This is a genomic window from Arthrobacter sp. 05T423, from assembly GCF_056396245.1.
Map to the genome: position 1 here is coordinate 41,085 of NZ_JBFTLC010000018.1, position 16,826 is coordinate 57,910.

General features: G+C 64.5%; 16 protein-coding genes and 1 pseudogene. 13 read left to right on the forward strand and 4 right to left on the reverse strand.

The features are described 5' to 3' along the window. Nucleotides 1-432: 432 nt before the first annotated feature. The 10 genes and pseudogenes from AC1DFE_RS14225 to AC1DFE_RS14270 all read left to right on the forward strand — a co-directional run. A pseudogene (locus tag AC1DFE_RS14225) lies at nucleotides 433-513 on the forward strand (hypothetical protein); the annotation flags it as partial. Nucleotides 514-682: 169 nt separating this feature from the next. After that, nucleotides 683-868, forward strand: coding sequence for a hypothetical protein (locus AC1DFE_RS14230; protein WP_476906572.1), 186 nt, complete (start codon nucleotides 683-685; stop codon nucleotides 866-868). A 654-nt stretch (nucleotides 869-1,522) separates the two neighbouring features. Continuing rightward, a complete protein-coding gene (locus tag AC1DFE_RS14235; RefSeq protein ID WP_476906518.1) occupies nucleotides 1,523-2,338 on the forward strand; it encodes an MBL fold metallo-hydrolase in 816 nt (271 codons plus the stop codon). A gap of 93 nt (nucleotides 2,339-2,431) precedes the next feature. After that, on the forward strand, nucleotides 2,432-2,695 hold the full coding sequence (locus AC1DFE_RS14240; RefSeq protein ID WP_476906519.1) for a hypothetical protein: 264 nt from the start codon (nucleotides 2,432-2,434) through the stop codon (nucleotides 2,693-2,695). Nucleotides 2,696-2,785: 90 nt separating this feature from the next. Further along, nucleotides 2,786-2,929, forward strand: coding sequence for a hypothetical protein (locus AC1DFE_RS14245; protein ID WP_476906520.1), 144 nt, complete (start codon nucleotides 2,786-2,788; stop codon nucleotides 2,927-2,929). A gap of 193 nt (nucleotides 2,930-3,122) precedes the next feature. Next, a complete protein-coding gene (locus tag AC1DFE_RS14250; RefSeq protein ID WP_476906521.1) occupies nucleotides 3,123-3,269 on the forward strand; it encodes a hypothetical protein in 147 nt (48 codons plus the stop codon). A gap of 263 nt (nucleotides 3,270-3,532) precedes the next feature. Next, nucleotides 3,533-4,777 (forward strand): MinD/ParA family ATP-binding protein, encoded by a 1,245-nt coding sequence (locus AC1DFE_RS14255; RefSeq protein WP_476906522.1) that lies wholly within the window; start codon nucleotides 3,533-3,535, stop codon nucleotides 4,775-4,777. A 390-nt stretch (nucleotides 4,778-5,167) separates the two neighbouring features. Next, a complete protein-coding gene (locus tag AC1DFE_RS14260; RefSeq protein WP_476906523.1) occupies nucleotides 5,168-6,271 on the forward strand; it encodes an acyltransferase family protein in 1,104 nt (367 codons plus the stop codon). 54 nt (nucleotides 6,272-6,325) lie between these two features. After that, entirely contained in the window at nucleotides 6,326-6,460 is a 135-nt protein-coding gene (locus AC1DFE_RS14265; protein WP_476906524.1) for a hypothetical protein, read from the forward strand. A gap of 199 nt (nucleotides 6,461-6,659) precedes the next feature. After that, entirely contained in the window at nucleotides 6,660-8,891 is a 2,232-nt protein-coding gene (locus AC1DFE_RS14270; protein ID WP_476906525.1) for a S8 family serine peptidase, read from the forward strand. A gap of 149 nt (nucleotides 8,892-9,040) precedes the next feature. Here AC1DFE_RS14270 and AC1DFE_RS14275 read toward each other — a convergent pair whose 3' ends face one another. Together AC1DFE_RS14275 and AC1DFE_RS14280 are read right to left on the reverse strand one after the other, a co-directional pair. Then, on the reverse strand, nucleotides 9,041-9,796 hold the full coding sequence (locus AC1DFE_RS14275; protein WP_476906526.1) for a class I SAM-dependent DNA methyltransferase: 756 nt from the start codon (nucleotides 9,794-9,796) through the stop codon (nucleotides 9,041-9,043). A 19-nt stretch (nucleotides 9,797-9,815) separates the two neighbouring features. Then, the gene (locus AC1DFE_RS14280; RefSeq protein WP_476906527.1) at nucleotides 9,816-10,610 is read right to left on the reverse strand and encodes a hypothetical protein; all 795 of its coding nucleotides are present in this window, start codon (nucleotides 10,608-10,610) and stop codon (nucleotides 9,816-9,818) included. Between the two features lie 273 nt (nucleotides 10,611-10,883). Between AC1DFE_RS14280 and AC1DFE_RS14285 the strand changes: the two genes are divergently transcribed. From AC1DFE_RS14285 to AC1DFE_RS14295, 3 genes are all read left to right on the forward strand, one after another. Then, nucleotides 10,884-12,374, forward strand: coding sequence for an NCS1 family nucleobase:cation symporter-1 (locus AC1DFE_RS14285; RefSeq protein ID WP_476906528.1), 1,491 nt, complete (start codon nucleotides 10,884-10,886; stop codon nucleotides 12,372-12,374). Between the two features lie 829 nt (nucleotides 12,375-13,203). After that, the gene (locus AC1DFE_RS14290) at nucleotides 13,204-13,668 is read left to right on the forward strand and encodes a hypothetical protein (protein ID WP_476906529.1); all 465 of its coding nucleotides are present in this window, start codon (nucleotides 13,204-13,206) and stop codon (nucleotides 13,666-13,668) included. A gap of 215 nt (nucleotides 13,669-13,883) precedes the next feature. Then, nucleotides 13,884-14,525 carry a LysE family translocator gene (locus tag AC1DFE_RS14295; RefSeq protein WP_476906530.1) on the forward strand — a complete coding sequence of 214 codons (642 nt, stop codon included), beginning with the start codon at nucleotides 13,884-13,886 and terminating at the stop codon, nucleotides 14,523-14,525. Nucleotides 14,526-14,546: 21 nt separating this feature from the next. Here the strand turns inward: AC1DFE_RS14295 and AC1DFE_RS14300 are convergent, their stop codons facing one another. Both AC1DFE_RS14300 and AC1DFE_RS14305 read right to left on the reverse strand, forming a co-directional pair. Further along, nucleotides 14,547-15,134, reverse strand: coding sequence for a TetR/AcrR family transcriptional regulator (locus AC1DFE_RS14300; RefSeq protein ID WP_476906531.1), 588 nt, complete (start codon nucleotides 15,132-15,134; stop codon nucleotides 14,547-14,549). Between the two features lie 242 nt (nucleotides 15,135-15,376). Next, nucleotides 15,377-16,777: an NAD(P)-binding domain-containing protein gene (locus tag AC1DFE_RS14305; protein ID WP_476906532.1), complete on the reverse strand. Its 1,401-nt coding sequence runs from the start codon at nucleotides 16,775-16,777 to the stop codon at nucleotides 15,377-15,379. Nucleotides 16,778-16,826: the final 49 nt, after the last annotated feature.

Genomic DNA, 16,826 nt, shown 5'->3' on the forward strand with positions numbered 1-16,826 from the left:
TTAGGCAGGAGCACGGGGGCCGGGCCCTTCTGTTTCACAGGGTCCGTGGGTTGCATTAGCGGTGCCCGTGGCCTGCACGGCTCTTGGGGGTGCAATGGTTGTGCCACATGTGAGGTTTGGGAGGTCCCGGCAATGTTTGAGCATACTTTCTTTGGTCTGGATGTTCACGCGGCCAATGTGGTCGGTCATGCGCTGAACGCGGCACTGGTGAATTCAGTCTCCATACGATGGCCGCTGACCCGGCCCTGGTCCTGGAGTGGGTCCGGCGGTTCGAGCCGCCCGTCAAGGTCGTTTTGAGGTCCGTCAGGGTTTGTCCTGGCCCGGCACCTGCGGGCCGCTGGCATCAACTGTGTCGCGGCGTCCTCGAAGCTGCTGCGTGCACCCGGGGACGGGGTGAAAACCGACCGGCGGGACGCACGTGTTTTGGCAGAGATGCTCGCCGTCGGTTCCGTCACCGAGGTCCGCATTCCGGACCCTGACGAGGAAGCCCTGCGGGGCCTGTCCCGGCTGCGCTCCGGCGCGGCGAAGGATCTTTCGCATGCCCGCCAGCACGTCAACGCCGTCCTCCTCGGGCACGGCATCCGCTATCCCAAGGACAGCAGATGGACGCACGAACACCGCCTATGGCTGCACGGCCAACGCTTTGACGAACCGGCGCTGCAGTTCACTTACGACGGCCGATGTGGAGCAGGCCGAGCTGCTTGCCGCGCATCTGACCCGCATCGACAAACAGGTGGCCGCCACGGCAGCGCTCTGCCGCTACGCCCAGGTGATCGACGCGCTGATGTGCCTGCGGGGCGTCCAGATGACGACTGCGTTCGGACTCTCGGAAATGCCCGGCCCGGGAACGCCTGCTGCGCTGGTTTGATCTCGTCGCACCGGCAACCCGCATCCGGGCCCTGGAAGGGAACCACCGGCTGCACCGCAAGTGGGAACACTTCGATGAACGCCGCAAGATGTCGGTGAAGGCCAACACCGCGATCGCGCACGAACTCGCCGGCTGGTGCTGGTCTCTGGCCGCGCCGCTCCAGCAAGGAGCGCGCACGAACGCGGCCTGATCCGAACGTGCCCGCCGAACGTGATCGGAGCGGGCGGTGGCAGCACCCGGAGCTAACTCGAGTTACACGCTATGAGCAGACGTCGCCTAGGCGCCGACGCTCGATTCTTGACACCGATACGCTCCAGCCGAACAAATCGTCATGCGGTAACCACCGCGCGAATGTCAGCCTGACACCGCAGTCGAAAACGACTCGCCACAAGCCCCCACGGCATCACAATAGGTCGGTACACGATGCGCGGGCCCCAAACCCAGGAGCCGCGCATCCAGGCGCTCTTGACAACCAGATCTACATATCAGCGTGGAGAGGCTCAAGGTTTCGGCAGGATCAAGGCTGTGCGGCCCAGGGCCGGCCACATGTATCTCCGAAGGCCCGGATCGGTTACCGCTTCCCTGATAATCCCAGCCAGTTAGATAGAATCGAGGCCAGACTAACGCAGGTATCCTCGGAGGTACGGAGAAAACATGTCACGATGGCTCGACGTCGGCACGGACAACTATGTGCTGGTGACCGAAGGATCGAAGCTCAACACCGGGCTCATCATCGGGACGGAACGGGCCATGGTGATCGACACCGGGTGCGGGCCGCGGCAGGGCCGGGAAATCCTGGATGCCGTACGGGAGAAGACCCGGCTCCCTGTAGTCGTAGTTAACACCCACGCGCACTACGACCACTTCTTCGGCAACGCCGTGTTCGCAGAAGCGGGATCCACCGAGTTCTGGGCACATGAGAACTGCGCCGAGGAGATCGGCGAAAACGGGGATGCACAGCGCGCCGCCGTGACTGGGCTGGAGCCCCAGATGGCTGCTGGCGAGGGCGAGAACGTGGAACTCGTCGTACCCAACGCGATCGTCCGCGACCAGCCGGTCCTGGTGGACCTCGGTGGGCAGTCCGTGACGCTCTTCTACTTGGGTCGCGGACACACCGATGGCGATCTCCTGGTCGGCACAACCACGACGCTCTACGCAGGCGACCTGGTGGAGCAGGGCTCGCACCCGTCCTTCGAGGACTCCTATCCGGAAGAGTGGGCCGACGCGCTGCGGCATCTATCCGCTCTGCGCCACCGCTACGAGTTCTTGGTCCCCGGGCACGGCGAACCCTGCAGCGACCGGTTCGTTAAGACCATGGCTGACACAATGACCACGGCAGTGCGTCAGGCCCGACAATCCATCCGTGACACCCCTGCCGATGCCACCAAGGCCATCCCGGTCTTGCCGTACGGGCCGGAGCAGTCGCGCTGGTTTATCAAGCGGCTTCAGGAGACACGGCCTCAGCACTGAACCGAGTACTCTCTGCTTCCGGGTAACGGACGGCCGGAAAGACAGGTAATGATTACGCTGGGAGGCGCGTCCGGTCGATCCTAGGTTTGGGTCATGAAGACCGGAATCAGCACAGCCATCCGCCACTTCATCGAGCAGAACATAGTTGCCGATGACCCGTTGTCCGAGCGGTCCTGGCTGGACCAGCAAGACATGCCCCATGTGAAGAATTCCTCCAGAGCAGCCGTAGCCGGCCTGCCTGTGGAGTCCCTGCCGCCGCTTTCGGGCCGCCACGCCAGCGACGGCCAGCCTCCGCAGCGCCTGCGGCGGAGGCTGCGCGGCCATAACGCAGCCACTCATCGCGGCGACGGCATCTAAGCCTGGGTCGGTACGGAAGCTCGAAGATCTTGATGAAACCTTGAGGTTTGCTTGCGCTTTCCTTGAGTTTCCCTCCGTAGGGTCGCCGTCATGGGATTCCGTGGGGGAGGCCGGTACGGCCGGGACTCGCGGCGGGAAGTGCGCCGCCGTCAGCTCCGGATGCTGTCCTGCGTCGGGCTCGCGGCTCTGGCGGTGGCGACTGTGGTGGTGGTGATGCTGGCTCTCCGGCGATAGGGGGAAGCGCGCGAAGCGTAATAGTTGAATACTGGTTGCAGTGAATGGGCGTGTCCGATTGGACAGCGCTCTTAACTGCTAAGTAGGCTGGCGAACGACCCAAAAATGGGGTCCATTCCCGGCACCCTTGCTGTACCCAGAGCATAGTCGCTTTGGTGGCATGAGGGAGCTGCCGCTTACGGAGGTCTCAACCGTGGCTTTCACTGATTTTGTTATCGCGCTGTCCGTTCTGCTGGGTGGCCTGTTGATTCCGTTCTCGGGCTTCTACTGGATGCTCCGGCTCAAGCGAAAGGCCGTTGCCCCGGCGGCAGCCGCGCCGGCTCCGGGACGGCTGAAGTAGCCGTGCCGTACGTCGACATCAACCCGCACCGCAGCAGGCCTAAGTGGTGGGGCTACGTGGCTCTGGGCATCCTGCTGGTGATCACCGCCGCTGTTGTGGTGGCGGCTCTCACCCACAGCTGAAAAAGCAGCATTCTGGTGGTTCGAAGGTCCGCTTCAGCGCTGCTGGCCAAGTGGTCCTCTGTGGGCAATTAGAATGATGCTTGAACCAAGCCAATCGACCACCGCAGCGGGACGCCGCTACGAGTCCAGGGGGACTGAATCATGCCTGAACCAGCGGATAACCGATTAGCCGAGGCCGATATTGACGAGGAGCAGCCCGAGCTTCGTCGCCGCCGTTCCCGCCGTCACAATGCCGACGGCTCCGACGCTTGGACAGGAACCTTCCCCGCCGTGACACCTGAGCCCACCGCACCGGCCCGTCCCATCCGCAGCTCCTCCTGGGCGGAGGCGGCCGCGGTAGCGGACGCGCTGTCTGACACTCCGCCCGCTCCAGATGCGCCGCCGACACCGCTCCGCCAGCCGGCGGGGGCGCCGCCTGCGCGCGTTCCGGAAAGCATCCCGGAGACTGAGGCGCCGGCGGCGGACGCCACAGCTCTGCCGACGTCGTTCGTCCGCGAGCAGAAGCCCCGCCCGAAGAAGGGCTTCCGGGGTTTCCTGTACCGGGCCACCGGAGGTTCCTGGAATCTTGGCCCCAGCGCACTCGAGCGGGAAGAGGACGAGCTCGCCCGCCGGATCTCACGCCAGCTACAGGGCAGCTTCAACACCGCCGTGCTCAGCCTCAAGGGCGGCATCGGCAAGACTTCCACCACGGTGGGCGTGGGCCTCACCCTGGCTGAGTTCCGTGGCGACCCGCCGTGCGCCATCGACGCGAATCCCGACTCTGGCGACCTCGTGGAGCGCGCACTCGGCGAAGGTATCTACCAGAAGGCCACACCCCGGACCATCACGGACCTGCTCAAGCACATAGACTCGGTAAACTCACTCACCGAGCTATCGCGTTATATGCACCATTCGGGCCGGCTGCACCTCATCGCCGGGGAGCAGGACCCTGAGGTGTCCGACTCGCTCACTGCCGAGGAGTACCTGCGGATCCGCAAGCTCATCTCCAGCTACTATTCAGTGGCGTTGACGGACTGCGGCACCGGCGTGACCCACAACGCCATGAGTGGCATCCTGCAGTCCGCGGACAATCTGATCATCGCCGCCGGCTACGCGGTGAGTGGCGCCAAGCGTGCTCGCAGCACCCTGCAGTGGCTCGCCGGCCACGGCTACGAGGACCTGGCGCGCAACGCGATCGTAGTCATCACCGACAAGGACGAGGTCTCCAACCGCGTGGACAAGGACGCGATCGAGGAGCATCTGGCCGGAATGTGCCGCGAGCTCATCGCCGTACCTCACGACAGGGGGGTGGCCGACGGTGACCTGGTGACCCTCGACCACCTGAAGCCCGAGACGCGTCGCGCTTATAAGGAGATCGCTGCCGCGATTGTGGACGGGTACCGGTAGGTTTCTTCCGGCGGTGGGCATGGCTGCTGCTCATGCCCAATTGCCTGGGGCGGACCGCGTTTCCAAATCTTGACCTAACACGCTGGATTCCTTCTCCGAGCGGCCCGATTCGTCCGGGTAGTGTCGCCGGAACACAACTGGAAGGTGTGGCCGCGATGACTATCTTCGAATACGCATCAGCACTGGCAGGAATGCTCGGATCCTTGGTTGCAGCAGGCGGTATTTCTGCCGTGATTATCCGGCACAGGTCCCGGCACTAGGGCCGGATTCCTGCGCTAGCCCTACTCCTCTCCGCGGGCACGCCCTTGCCGGCTCGTCGCCGCCCTGGGAAGCCACTCGGTTCCCCCCGGTAGACTGGGCCGTTCATCGCCGTCGTACATGGAGTGAAGGATGAACGTTTCGCGCGCCCGGCTGGATTCTTTGACAGGACTGCGGTTCATAGCCGCCATGCTCGTTGTCCTGTATCACGCGTCAGTGACGCTGGTGCCCGAGATGTATCAGCTCGTGTCCATGGGACAGACGGGTGTGACGTTTTTCTTTATGCTGTCCGGTTTCGTGCTCGCGTGGTCCATGAATCCCGGCACCTCCAAACGGCAGTTCTACTGGCGCCGCTTCGCCCGGATCTGGCCGCTGCACGCGCTCACGGCCGTTGCCGCCCTCGTTCTGGCCCTGGTCACCCAAGGGGACCAGTCGGTTCCCCGGCTCTTGGCCTCGCTTTTCCTCGTTCAGGGCTGGCTCGGCGACCAGCACTGGGTCTACGCCTACAACGGGGTGTCCTGGTCGCTCTCCTGCGAAGCGTTCTTCTATGCCGTGTTCCCGTTCCTGGCGGTACGGCTGTCACGGCTTGACCCGCGGAAGCTTTTCCGCACCGGCGCCACGGTTTTCGTCGCCGCTGTCTCTCTCATATCCATCCTGCTCGGCGTCGTGCCCGGTTTCGACTGGGGAGCCCTGTTCTATACGTTCCCCGCGTTCAGGATCGCGGAGTTCATTGTGGGTGTGTGCCTGGCCATCGCCATGAGGAAAGGCTGGAAGCCCCGGTTCGGCGTCGGCGTCGGTGCTGCCGCCGCCGTTGCTTCCTTCCTCATTCTCGAAGTCGTCGATGGCATCGCGACGTGGCATACCGCTGGGCCGCTGGCGGGCGCCCTCTGCATCCCGGGCTTCGCCCTCCTGATTGCGGCCTTCGCTAACCGCGACCTCAGCGGCGGCCGCCCCACCTTCGCCAGCGCCCCGGCCATGGTGAAACTGGGGGAGTGGTCCTTCGCCCTCTACCTGGTCCACGAGCTCGTGCTGCGGACCGCCTTGGAACTCGGCCCGGAGACGCTGACCGCACGAGCCGTGTTCGCCGTCGTCGGAATTGCGGTGTCCATCCCGCTTGCCGGCGCCGCCTACACCCTCTTCGAACGCCCCATCGAGGCGCGGCTCCGGAACAGGAGCTCACGCGGCGGCCCGGTGGCGGACACTCCCCAGCCCGAGAAGACTCTGGTGCGCAAGTAGGATCCACAGATCTTTTCCTAGGTAAATCCCAGAATTCCCACATAGCTTTGGGCCATGGGGAACCCGAATTTTGACCGTCTTCATCGGCGCGAGGCCAGGAATCGCCGGCTGCAGGCGCTTTCCTACGCAGGACTGGGAGCCCTGGCCGCGGTGACGGCGGCCGTCGTTTGGCTGGCACTCACCCACTGACGGCCTGCCACTCCCGCCGGAACGCCTGGGGAGAGGTTGGTAACCAGGTGGCGCTCGCATAACTATTTCTGCGGGCACGGTCACCTGATACCGTGCCCGGCGCCGCTGCCGCTAGACTCAACTTCAACGCGGCGGGGGCCGCGCCTCATAACTGCGTCGCGGCACCAGTGGCTGAGCGGCGCCGCACAGGATGGTCTCGATGTCTCTTACGCGCCGAACACGCTTCTCCGCTGCCATCATGTCCGCCGGCATCGCCGGCCTGGTGGCGTCCGCCCTCATAGCGCCCGCCGCTTCGGCGGCTGGCGGCCCCGTAACCCCGACGCCGGCCGACTCGTTTCCGTCCGTCCCTCGCCGGCCGTCGGTGGCCACCGCGCCCACGGACCAGTTCATCGTGAAGTTCAAGGACTCCGACCGCGCCGGCTCCGCGCTCCGCGCCCAGTCCTTCAGCCGGGCCGCCGCCAAGCTCGGGGCCACCGCCAAGGACGTCCGCGCCACGGCCAGCGGGGCCCGCGTGGTGCGCACCAGCAAGGAGCTGGGCGACGGCGACGCCGAGAAGATGCTCGCCTCCCTGCGCGCCGATCCCGCCGTCGCGTATGCGGAGCCCGACTTTAGGCTGCAGGCCAAGGTGGCCAATCCGGATGATCCGGCGTTCGGTGACCAGTGGAATCTGTCCCAGGAGACGGGCGGCATCGGCGTCACCCGGGCCTGGGACGTGACCAAGGGCACTGGCCAGGTGGTGGCCGTCATCGACACCGGCATAACCAGCCACGTTGACTTGGACGAGAACGTTCTGGACGGCTATGACATGATCGCCGACCCAGCCATGTCCGGCGACCATGATGGTCGCGACGCCGACGCCACGGACCCGGGTGACTGGTCGGCCGATGGCCAGTGCGGCGACGGAACGCCGGGATCGCCGTTCTCCTCCTGGCACGGCACGCACGTGGCCGGCATCATTGCGGCAGCCACCGGCAACGGCGTGGGCATGGCCGGTGTGGCGCCCGGAGCCAAGATCCTCCCGGTGCGTGTGCTGGGGCCGTGTGGTGGCCAGGTGTCGGACATCGCCGACGCCATCCTCTGGGCTTCCGGGGCGCCGGTGGCCGACGCCCCGCTTAACCTCAATCCTGCCCGCGTCATCAACCTGAGCCTTGGCGGCACGGAACCATGCCCTCAAACCTTTCAAGATGCCATCGACACCGCCACGGCCAGGGGATCGGTTGTGGTGGCGGCGGCCGGCAACGAAATGGCACAGGCCTCTGACTCCACCCCCGCCAACTGCAAGAACGTCATCAGCGTCGCCGCGAGCGGCCGCAGCGGCGCCTTGGCGCCGTACTCCAACTTCGGTCCCGGCGTTGACATCACCGCCCCCGGCGGTGACATGACGCCGACTTCCCCCGACGATACGAGCAGCGGCGACCCCAACGGCATCCTCTCTACGGAGAACGACGGCGAAACGACGGCCACTGACGCGGCAGGTACCAACTATTACTGGTCCGAAGGCACCTCCTTCGCGGCACCGCACGTGTCCGGCGCGGCTGCGCTGCTCATGGCCCAGATGGGCCCGACGGCGACACCGGCCGCCGTCGAAGCCCGCCTTAAGCGCACCGCACGGCCCATGACCGGCGGCTGCCCGCAGGGCTGCGGCGCCGGCCGGCTGGACGCCGCCAGCGCCGTGCTGCACTTCAGCACGGTCCTCGCCACGGGCGACTTCACCGGCGACGGCAAGGCCGACGTCCTGGCCCGGGAGAACTCGGGCTTCCTGTGGCTCTACCCGGGCAACGGCCGCGGCGGCTGGCTGGCCCGGCAGCAGGTGGGCTCCGGCTGGAACGGCTTCACCTCGCTCGTGGCTCCGGGCGACTTCAACGGCGACGGCCACGTGGACCTCCTGGCCCGCGACGGCTCCGGGGTGCTCTGGCTGTACCCGGGCAACGGACGCGGCGCCTGGCTGGCCCGCGTGAAGGTGGGCTCGGGCTGGAACGGGTTCACGGCCATTGTGGGCCCCGGTGACTTCAACGGCGACGGGAAAGCCGACGTCCTGGCCCGCGACACCACGGGCGTCCTCTGGCTGTACCCGGGCAACGGCCGCGGTGCCTGGCTGGCCCGCGTCAAGGTGGGCTCGGGCTGGAACTCCATGACCGCCGTCGTCGGCCCCGGCGACCTGACCGGCGACCGCAAGGCCGACCTGCTGGCGCGCGACGCTGCCGGCGTCCTGTGGCGCTACCCCGGCAACGGACGCGGGGGATTCGGCAGCAGGGTCCAGGTGGGCAGCGGCTGGAACTCCATGACCGCCATCACCGCCCGCGGCGACTACAGCGGCGACGCCAAAGCTGACGTCCTGGCCGTGGACACCAACGGCGCGCTCTGGCTCTACCGGGGCAACGGGCTGGGCGGGTTCTCCGGCCGGACAGCTGCCGGCAGCGGCTGGGACTAAGCCTCCACCCGGACGCTCTCTCACTTCCTGCCGCTTTCTGACCGACGCTCTATCTGTACCTGCCGCATTTCGGCGGACGCTCTCTCACGTCCTGCGGCTTTTAACCCAACGCGTCCTCAGGTCCTTCTGAGGCAGCGCCGGCTCCAGGCTCAGCGGGCGGTGAGGCGGTACACGGACACGTGGCTGCGGGATTCGGCTCCGAATTCGCTGCGGTTCCAGTCCGCCCACCTGGATTCCAGCTCGAACCCGGCCAGCCGTGCCATGAGGTCGAGCTCGCTGGGCCAGATGTACCGGTGAGGTGTCCGTCCGATCCGCGCATCCCGCCCGTCCGAGATTTCCGTGCCGAACCGCACATGGTGGGAAATGACGTGCTGGTTTAGCACGTCATAGGTATCCACCAGGAGATAGCCGGGTTCGTTAACCTCCACCGTTCCGCCGTGCCCCGGTGGCAGCGATCGCAGTTGCGGCACCCAAAGTTCGACGACGAAGCGGCCGTCGGGGGCAAGGTGGCGGGCCGCGTTGTGGAAACACCGGACCTGCTCGTCCTGCGTCAAAAGGTTCGAGATCGTGTTAAACACCAGGAACGCGAGCGAGAAGCCAGCCCCGGCCGAGGCCTCCGCCATGTCGCCCTGCACCACGGGAATTTTGTCCTCCCCGACTTTTTCCCGCAGGCGGGAGATCATCGCGTGCGACAGTTCGATACCGCTGACCCGGACTCCGGCCGCTGAAAGTGGGATGGCGACGCGGCCCGTGCCAATGGCGAACTCCACGGCCGAGCCGCCGCGCGCGAGCTCTGACAGGACCTCCACCGTGGGGCCCAGCACCTCGGGGGAGAACATTCCCTCCCCTGGTGTGTCGTACTGCGCCGCAGCGTCTTCGTCCCACAGTCGTTGCTGGTTGATCATCCCGCCACTATTTCACGGCTCAGCCGTTGGAGCCGTCCCCATCCAGGCTCGGGCCGTCGAGCCAAGCATCGACTGACGGCGTGGAGTCTGTTCCGTGTGCATCATGGCCGTCGTGGCAGGAGCGGTCCCCATGATGGTCACCGTCGCCACAGGTGTCCCCGACCTCGAAGTAGGAGAAGGCGTCAGGCAGGTGGAACCGCGTGCCGGGAGGGACGTTTAAAGCCTTCCTGTCTGTCTTTTCCGGAGATGCCGACTGCAGGGGAGCAGGTGCCCCTTTGGGATCAACAGGGATGGGCGTGACATGCTTCAGGCCGTGGGCGCCCACCGGCGGTGTCTTTGCCGGAACCGGAACCGCGATCTTCTTGGCTGCGTCGGCCTTCGCGGCTGCAGCGGCCTTTGCAGCCTTCTTAGCTGCAGTGGTTTTGCTTGCTTTCTCGGCTATTGCCGCGGATGCCCCCTTGGCTGCCGCGGATTGAGCGGCGCCAGCCTTGGCGGCTGCCCCGGCGTTGCCCTCGACTGACCTGACCTCGGCTGCAGCCGGTTTGCTCCTGGCCGCTGGTGCAGCTGCCGTGGCCTCGGTGTTGGCGGTCTTGGCGGCCTCGGCCGCATTCCACTGTGATACCCCGATTTGCGGCCCCTTGCCGGAACCAGCTCCGGCACTGGAGCTGCCGCCGGCGCCTGCACCCGTGAAGGCTGCGCCCGCGGAGCCTGCGGGCCGAGGGAATGATCCCACAGCGGAGGTTCCTGCCGTACACGCCGACGTGGCAAGCAGAACCGAGAGCATGGCAACAGACAGCAGAGATTTCCTGCGCATGGGAACAAAATCCTCTTCGGGGGTGCGAAACGGGACTTACCACACGAAGCGGAAACCAGATGTTTTCGCGGGCGTGTGCGCCAACCGGTGATACAAACGTTACATTGGCCTGCAGGGTCAGGCCAATCCTGTGACTGCCGCGGTGAATCAGAGCGTCCGGCCGCGCCGCCGGTCCATGGAACAAAACGGAGTATATTAGCACTCACAGATGCCCTTCTGTAAACCATTCAGAGTATTAATTTCAGAATGTGGAAGTTGGGAGGTGAGGATTCCGTGACTCACACGATTCCTCCCGGAGCCAGTGCGCGCCTGTACAACAAGGACCTCGCGCCGGCCGAGCACCGCACGTGGGGTACCTATTCCCTGTTCGCGATGTGGATGTCCGACATCCATTCCCTGGGCGGTTACACCTTCGCCGCCGGCCTCTTCGCCTTGGGCCTCGGGGCATGGCAGGTTTTCCTCGCACTGGTTGTGGGGATCATCCTTGTTTTCTTCCTGATGAATTTCTCCGGCTACGCGGGGCAAAAGACCGGCGTCCCGTACCCGGTGCTCGCGCGGGTCTCGTTTGGAACGTTCGGCGCCAACCTGCCGGCCCTGATCCGGGCGCTGGTGGCCATCGCCTGGTACGGCATCCAGACGTGGCTCGCTTCCCGCGCCGTCATCATCATCGCGCTGAAGATCTGGCCCGATCTGAAGGGACTGACGCAAAACAACTTCCTGGGTGAATCCACCCTCGGCTGGCTCGCCTTCCTGCTGATGTGGTCGCTTCAGCTGCTGCTGCTTCGAAACGGCATGGAGACCATCAGGAGATTCCAGGACTGGGCCGGTCCGGCAGTCTGGGTTGTGATGGGCCTCCTGGTCATTTACATCCTGATCAGGGCGGGCGGGAACGTGTCCCTGGACCTGCCGGGAGGAACTGCGCAGTGGGGCACCGTGCATGCCTTCTTTGCCGCCGTCGCGCTGACCGTGACCTACTTCTCCACGCTGATGCTGAACTTCTGCGACTTCTCCCGCTTCGCGCCGTCCCGCAGGGCGGTCCGCACGGCGAACCTGTGGGGGTTGCCGGTGAACTTCATCGCCTTCTCCGTGGTCTCCGTGGTGGTCACCGCCGGAACGTTCAAGGTCTACGGTGAGCACATCTACGATCCGGTCGAGATCGTGGGACGGATCGACAGCATCTGGGCCCTTCTGCTCGGCGCAGTCACCTTCGCCATCGCGACGTTGGGAATCAACGTGGTGGCCAACTTCGTCTCGCCGGCCTACGACCTGGCGAACGTGTGGCCCTCACGAATCGACTTCAGGCGCGGCGGCCTGATCGCGGCAATGGTCGCCCTGGTCATCACGCCCTGGAACCTGTTTAACAGCCCGGTGGTGATCAACCTCTTCCTGGGCGGGCTGGGTGCGTTGCTGGGTCCTCTTTTCGGGATCATCATGACCGACTACTACGTGCTCCGCAGGCAGCATGTGCTGGTTCCCGACCTATTCACTGAGCAGGGGTACTACACGTACTCGGGCGGCTGGAACCCCAAAGCCGTCGTCTCGTTCCTCGTCTCGGCCGTCCCCGCGGTAGTTGTTGCGCTCACTCCGATCTTTGCCGCCCTCTCCGCCTTTTCCTGGTTCGTCGGGGCAATTCTTGCTGCCGCGGTGCACTACATCATCTCGCGCAATGACAGGACTCTTGCCGAGTCGGTCAGGGCCGCAACCGTCGCAGAAGCCGAACCGGATGCGGCATCGGCACAGGTCCGGTCAGGGCGCAGGCTCTGACCGACCTGGAGCTACCCAGGCAGCGGCAGCGGCGGCTAGGTCGCTGCTGAACGCGCCGCCGCCGTCTGGACGGCTCCGTGGTTGCCTGCTTGCCTCAATGCATTTGGCCACCTTTTCTGGGTCCGTCACCAGTGGCCAGTACGCAGATGCCTGCGCGTACGGGTAACCAAGTAGTGGGCGAGGCCGAAATTCGAGTAGCCATTTAAGGTGCGCCCGAGTTGATTGTTGCCTTAGGGTAGGTAAATCCCGAAGTCCTCTAGCCACAGGGGCATAAGTCGCGGCAAGGCCAGCTGGGGAGCCTCGGTACGGAAAAACACAAAACCAATCCGTACCCTCTCATCCCGTACCCTTCATCCTGGACGATGAAGTGCGGTCACAATTAAAGCAAAAGAATGAAGAATGCGAACTTACGGCGTTCGTTCTCAGGTTTAGCATTCATCTGTGGGTAATCCCCACCGCCGGTTTCACCCAATAAAACCGAAGGCGGGGGTACCGTTCAACCCCATTGGATTCGGTCAGTATCAACGAGTCCAATGCTCTTGATCTGAGACCCCGCCGGGCACGCGATCGTGCTCACTCGCAACCATTGCTCTTCAAAACGGCGGGCTTGATCTTATCGCCTGACGCTTGATGGGGGCATGGGAAAAATATCCAAGTGCGGCGTTGAAGTGCGCGTAATTGAGCGCCAGCGATGCCGTTAGCAAGCTTGGATAAACAAACGCAGACAACGCCCAAAGGATAACTGCGCCTAAATGACGCACGCCGCAATGACGCACACCCTTTCTGCCCTGCGTTTTCTTATCAATAACTTTCGCTAGGAACAGTTTCCATGAATACAGCATCTCGCGTTATCAGCACCACTGTTCTGGCCGCAGGCCTGACCCTTGGTGGCGTGGCACTCACGGCCGGAGCCGCTTCGGCGGACACCGGGGCTACGACCCAGGGCTATTCGTCCTCCCAGCACAGTAAGTACGACAGCCACGGCTACGACAAGGACGGATACGACCGCCAAGGTTACGACCGGCACGGTTACGACCGGCATGGCTATGACCGGCATGGCTATGACCGGCATGGTTGCGACCGCCAGGGCTATGACCGGCATGGCTATGACCGGCACGGCTACGATCGGCATGGCTACGACCACCATGGTTACGATCGGCATGGCTACGACCACCATGGTTACGATCGGCATGGCTACGACCACCACGGTTACGACCGGCACGGTAAGGACCACAAGGGCCATGACCGCAATTGGGGCAAGCACAACCAGCCCAAGTACCCGGGTCATAAGTAGTCCCGCGTAGCGGACGAGCCGCGGCGCAAAAAGTTTGTTTCCGCGGGGCCGATCTCACCACCGGTCCTGCGGAATCAATAAGGGAAGCGGTCTCCGCGCGCCTGCGGAGACCGCTTCTGCCGTTAACAGCTCAGCGCAGATCCACCAGCACGCACGGACTTGGGCCGCAGGTACGCGACTTTTCGTGGGGAAGCACTTCAAGGATAATCGTCCTCATGACCCTCGCCTCGCTCGCCGCCTTCGCCGGACTGTGCCTCATACTGTCCCTCACGCCCGGACCGGACACGTTCCTGGTGCTGCGCATCGCGTTGAACCGGCCCAGCGCAGGGATTGCGGCTGCGGCGGGCTCGGCGGTTGCCGCCATCGCGTGGGCAGCCCTGGTGGGCGTCGGACTGGCAGCGATCCTGGAACAGTCCGCGGAGGTGTTCCGCTGGCTCAAGATCGCGGGCGGCCTCTACCTGCTGTACCTCGGCATTTCCTCGTTCCTGAAGACGCGGAAAGCCGCCAAGGACGGCGTGGAGGGCGGCAAAGAAGGAGGCGCGCTTCGGTACAGCAAGCTCGCCGGCCTGGGCGCGGGAGCACTGTCCACGCTGCTCAACCCCAAAGTTGGCCTGTTCTACCTGGCGGTGGTCCCGCAGTTCATCCCGCAGGGCGGCGACACCATGGGCACCGCGATGATCCTCGGCTCAGTGGAAGCGGTCATCGGGTTCGCCTACCTGGCCGCCGTGGCGCTCGTCGCTTACAAAGCGATGGGGTGGCTGCGGCGCCCCAAGGTGAGCACCGGCGTCGAACGCGTCAGCAGCGGCATCATCGCCGCCCTTGGTGCCGGCGTCATCGCCTCCGGCGCGAGCAGCTAGCTCCGTTTCACGTAGCGGGTCCTAGACGCCGGCCTTGACCAGGAGCGCATCAAGCACCATGAAGAAATTGGCGCGGTGATCGGCGGCCTTCGGGTCGGTCATGTACTGGATTGCCGCTCCGTCGTAGATCATCAGGAAGGTCCTCACCAGCGTCGCGGCGTCTATGCCGGACTTGTCGCCGTTGCCCTGGGCGGCGGCGGAAAACAGGGTTCCCAGCTCCACTTCATAGGCGGGATATATCTTCGCGGCCAGCGGGCTGGAGGCCGCGTTGCGCGTGGCCCACAGGATGAGTTCGATTTCGGCAAGCAGGCTGCCGGGCTCTTCCTCGAGCGCGCGCCAGTAGTTTTCCGCCACTTGTTCCACGGCCTTGCGCAGTCCCAGGTGGACCGGGACGTCGCTGGAGTAGCGGTTGAGGTTCTTCAGCCACGCTTCGGCGGCCGCATCCATGAGCTCGCTCTTGTCGCTGAAGCAATAATGTGCGGCGGCCAGGGGCGCGTTGGCCTCCTTGGCAATGGCCCGCATGGTCACATACTGGACGCCCTCACGCCTCATCAGCTCCACGGTGGCTGCGATTAGCTGGTCTTTTCGATCTGCTGAGGATACCCGCATAGCTCTCTCTCCAGTCTCCCGGTTCTGCCCGGCAGGGACATTTCCATTAAGACTATTGCTTGGACAAAGGTTTCGCATCATTGTCCTGAACAATTGACTGGAACAGATGTCATGTCACGTTGAGGAGTGCTTCTACAGGACCCGCCAGGAGCCGACGCGGGGCCTGTCCGGCCCTGGCCGCGTTCCTCTTGGAAAGGTTCGCGATCCAGGGTGCCGGACAGTCAGCCGCCCATGGCCCGGAATTACCTGGCGGCCACGATCTCAGGGACGGTGGCGGGCGCGCCGGTGTCCACGTCCTGCGACGGGCCGTTCAGGTACCGCTCCATGGAGTCGTCCATGGCGTTGAGCCAGCGGGTGTGGTGCGTGGTGGCCATGGTGCCGGTGACCACGGAGCGGTGGATCATGTCGCGGTATCCCAGAATGTCATCGTGCTTGTGCTGCATCCAGTCCTTGAACAGCTGGGAAACAGCGTCCAGGTCAAAGGACGGGTAATCCGTGGCGTCAATGAGCTCCCGCAGGTAGTCCGTCTGGAAGTCGGCCTCCGCGTCGTGGTCCGGCAGCGCGGCCTGGCGCTCCAGCCAGAGCTGGATGTCCGCCTCGCGCTCTGCAAGTGACGGCAGATCAATCGCGCCGGTCATGACGTCGCGGGCAAACCACGCCTGCGCGTCAAACATGTTGAACGTGTAGTACTGGTCCTGCGCGCCCAGGTAGAAGAGGTTGGTGTTCTGCTGCCAGACCACGCCCTTGTAGAGGTTGTCCGGGTACAGCACGTTCGGCGACTTCAGCGACAGCCCGCTGGGCAGGAACGGGTACTTGTGCTGGTATCCGGTGCAAAGCACGACGACGTCGAACTCGTCTTGGGTGCCATCGCTGAAGTAGGCGGTGCGCCCCTGGAAGTGGGTGACGAGCGGGCGCTCCACGGTGTTATCCGGCCAGTCATAGCCCATCGGCGCCGTGCGGTAGCTGAGGGTGATGGACGCGGCACCCATCTTGTGGGACTGCATGCCGATGTCCTCGGCGGAATAGCTGCTGCCGATCATGAGCAGGTTCTTGCCGTAAAAGCGCTCGGCTCCGCGGAAGTCGTGCGCGTGCAGGACCTCGCCCGGGAAGGTGTTGATGCCCTTGAACTCGGGGACCGACGGGACGGAGAAGTGGCCGGTGGCAACCACGAGCTTGTCGAATACGTGGGTCTCGGTGCGGTTGGTCTTGAGGTCCTCAACCGTCAGCGTGAATTCCTGCGTTTCCTCGTTGTAGCTGGTGTGGCGTGCAACGCTGTTGAACTGGACGTACTTGCGGACGTCGGACTTTTCCACCCGGCCCTTGATGTAGTCGAAGAGGACCTCGCGGGGCGGGAAGGAGGAAATGGGGCGGCCAAAGTGCTCGTCAAAGGAGTAGTCCGAGAACTCGAGGCACTCCTTGGGCCCGTTGGACCAGAGGTGGCGGTACATGCTGGAGTGGACCGGCTCGCCCTGGGCGTCCAGGCCGATCCGCCAGCTGTTGTTCCACTGCCCGCCCCAGTCCTCCCGCTTCTCAAAGCACCGGATCTCGGGGATGTCGGCGCCCTTTTGCCGTGCTGATTCAAACGCCCGCAGTTGTGCCATGCCGCTGGGGCCCGCACCAATGATTCCTACTCGTAATGCCATGTTGTTCTCCTCTTCCAATCGAACTTCTGGGGTTCGCCGGCGTGCGGCG

Bases quoted from the DNA above. Each gene is read 5' to 3' on its own strand.
- AC1DFE_RS14265 (WP_476906524.1), top strand. From the start codon at position 6,326: ATGGGGAACCCGAATTTTGACCGTCTTCATCGGCGCGAGGCCAGGAAT.
- AC1DFE_RS14300 (WP_476906531.1), bottom strand. From the start codon at position 15,134: ATGCGGGTATCCTCAGCAGATCGAAAAGACCAGCTAATCGCAGCCACC.
- AC1DFE_RS14240 (WP_476906519.1), top strand. From the start codon at position 2,432: ATGAAGACCGGAATCAGCACAGCCATCCGCCACTTCATCGAGCAGAAC.
- AC1DFE_RS14275 (WP_476906526.1), bottom strand. From the start codon at position 9,796: ATGATCAACCAGCAACGACTGTGGGACGAAGACGCTGCGGCGCAGTAC.
- AC1DFE_RS14270 (WP_476906525.1), top strand. From the start codon at position 6,660: ATGTCTCTTACGCGCCGAACACGCTTCTCCGCTGCCATCATGTCCGCC.
- AC1DFE_RS14290 (WP_476906529.1), top strand. From the start codon at position 13,204: ATGAATACAGCATCTCGCGTTATCAGCACCACTGTTCTGGCCGCAGGC.
- AC1DFE_RS14295 (WP_476906530.1), top strand. From the start codon at position 13,884: ATGACCCTCGCCTCGCTCGCCGCCTTCGCCGGACTGTGCCTCATACTG.
- AC1DFE_RS14260 (WP_476906523.1), top strand. From the start codon at position 5,168: ATGAACGTTTCGCGCGCCCGGCTGGATTCTTTGACAGGACTGCGGTTC.
- AC1DFE_RS14245 (WP_476906520.1), top strand. From the start codon at position 2,786: ATGGGATTCCGTGGGGGAGGCCGGTACGGCCGGGACTCGCGGCGGGAA.
- AC1DFE_RS14255 (WP_476906522.1), top strand. From the start codon at position 3,533: ATGCCTGAACCAGCGGATAACCGATTAGCCGAGGCCGATATTGACGAG.
- AC1DFE_RS14280 (WP_476906527.1), bottom strand. From the start codon at position 10,610: ATGCGCAGGAAATCTCTGCTGTCTGTTGCCATGCTCTCGGTTCTGCTT.
- AC1DFE_RS14305 (WP_476906532.1), bottom strand. From the start codon at position 16,777: ATGGCATTACGAGTAGGAATCATTGGTGCGGGCCCCAGCGGCATGGCA.
- AC1DFE_RS14235 (WP_476906518.1), top strand. From the start codon at position 1,523: ATGTCACGATGGCTCGACGTCGGCACGGACAACTATGTGCTGGTGACC.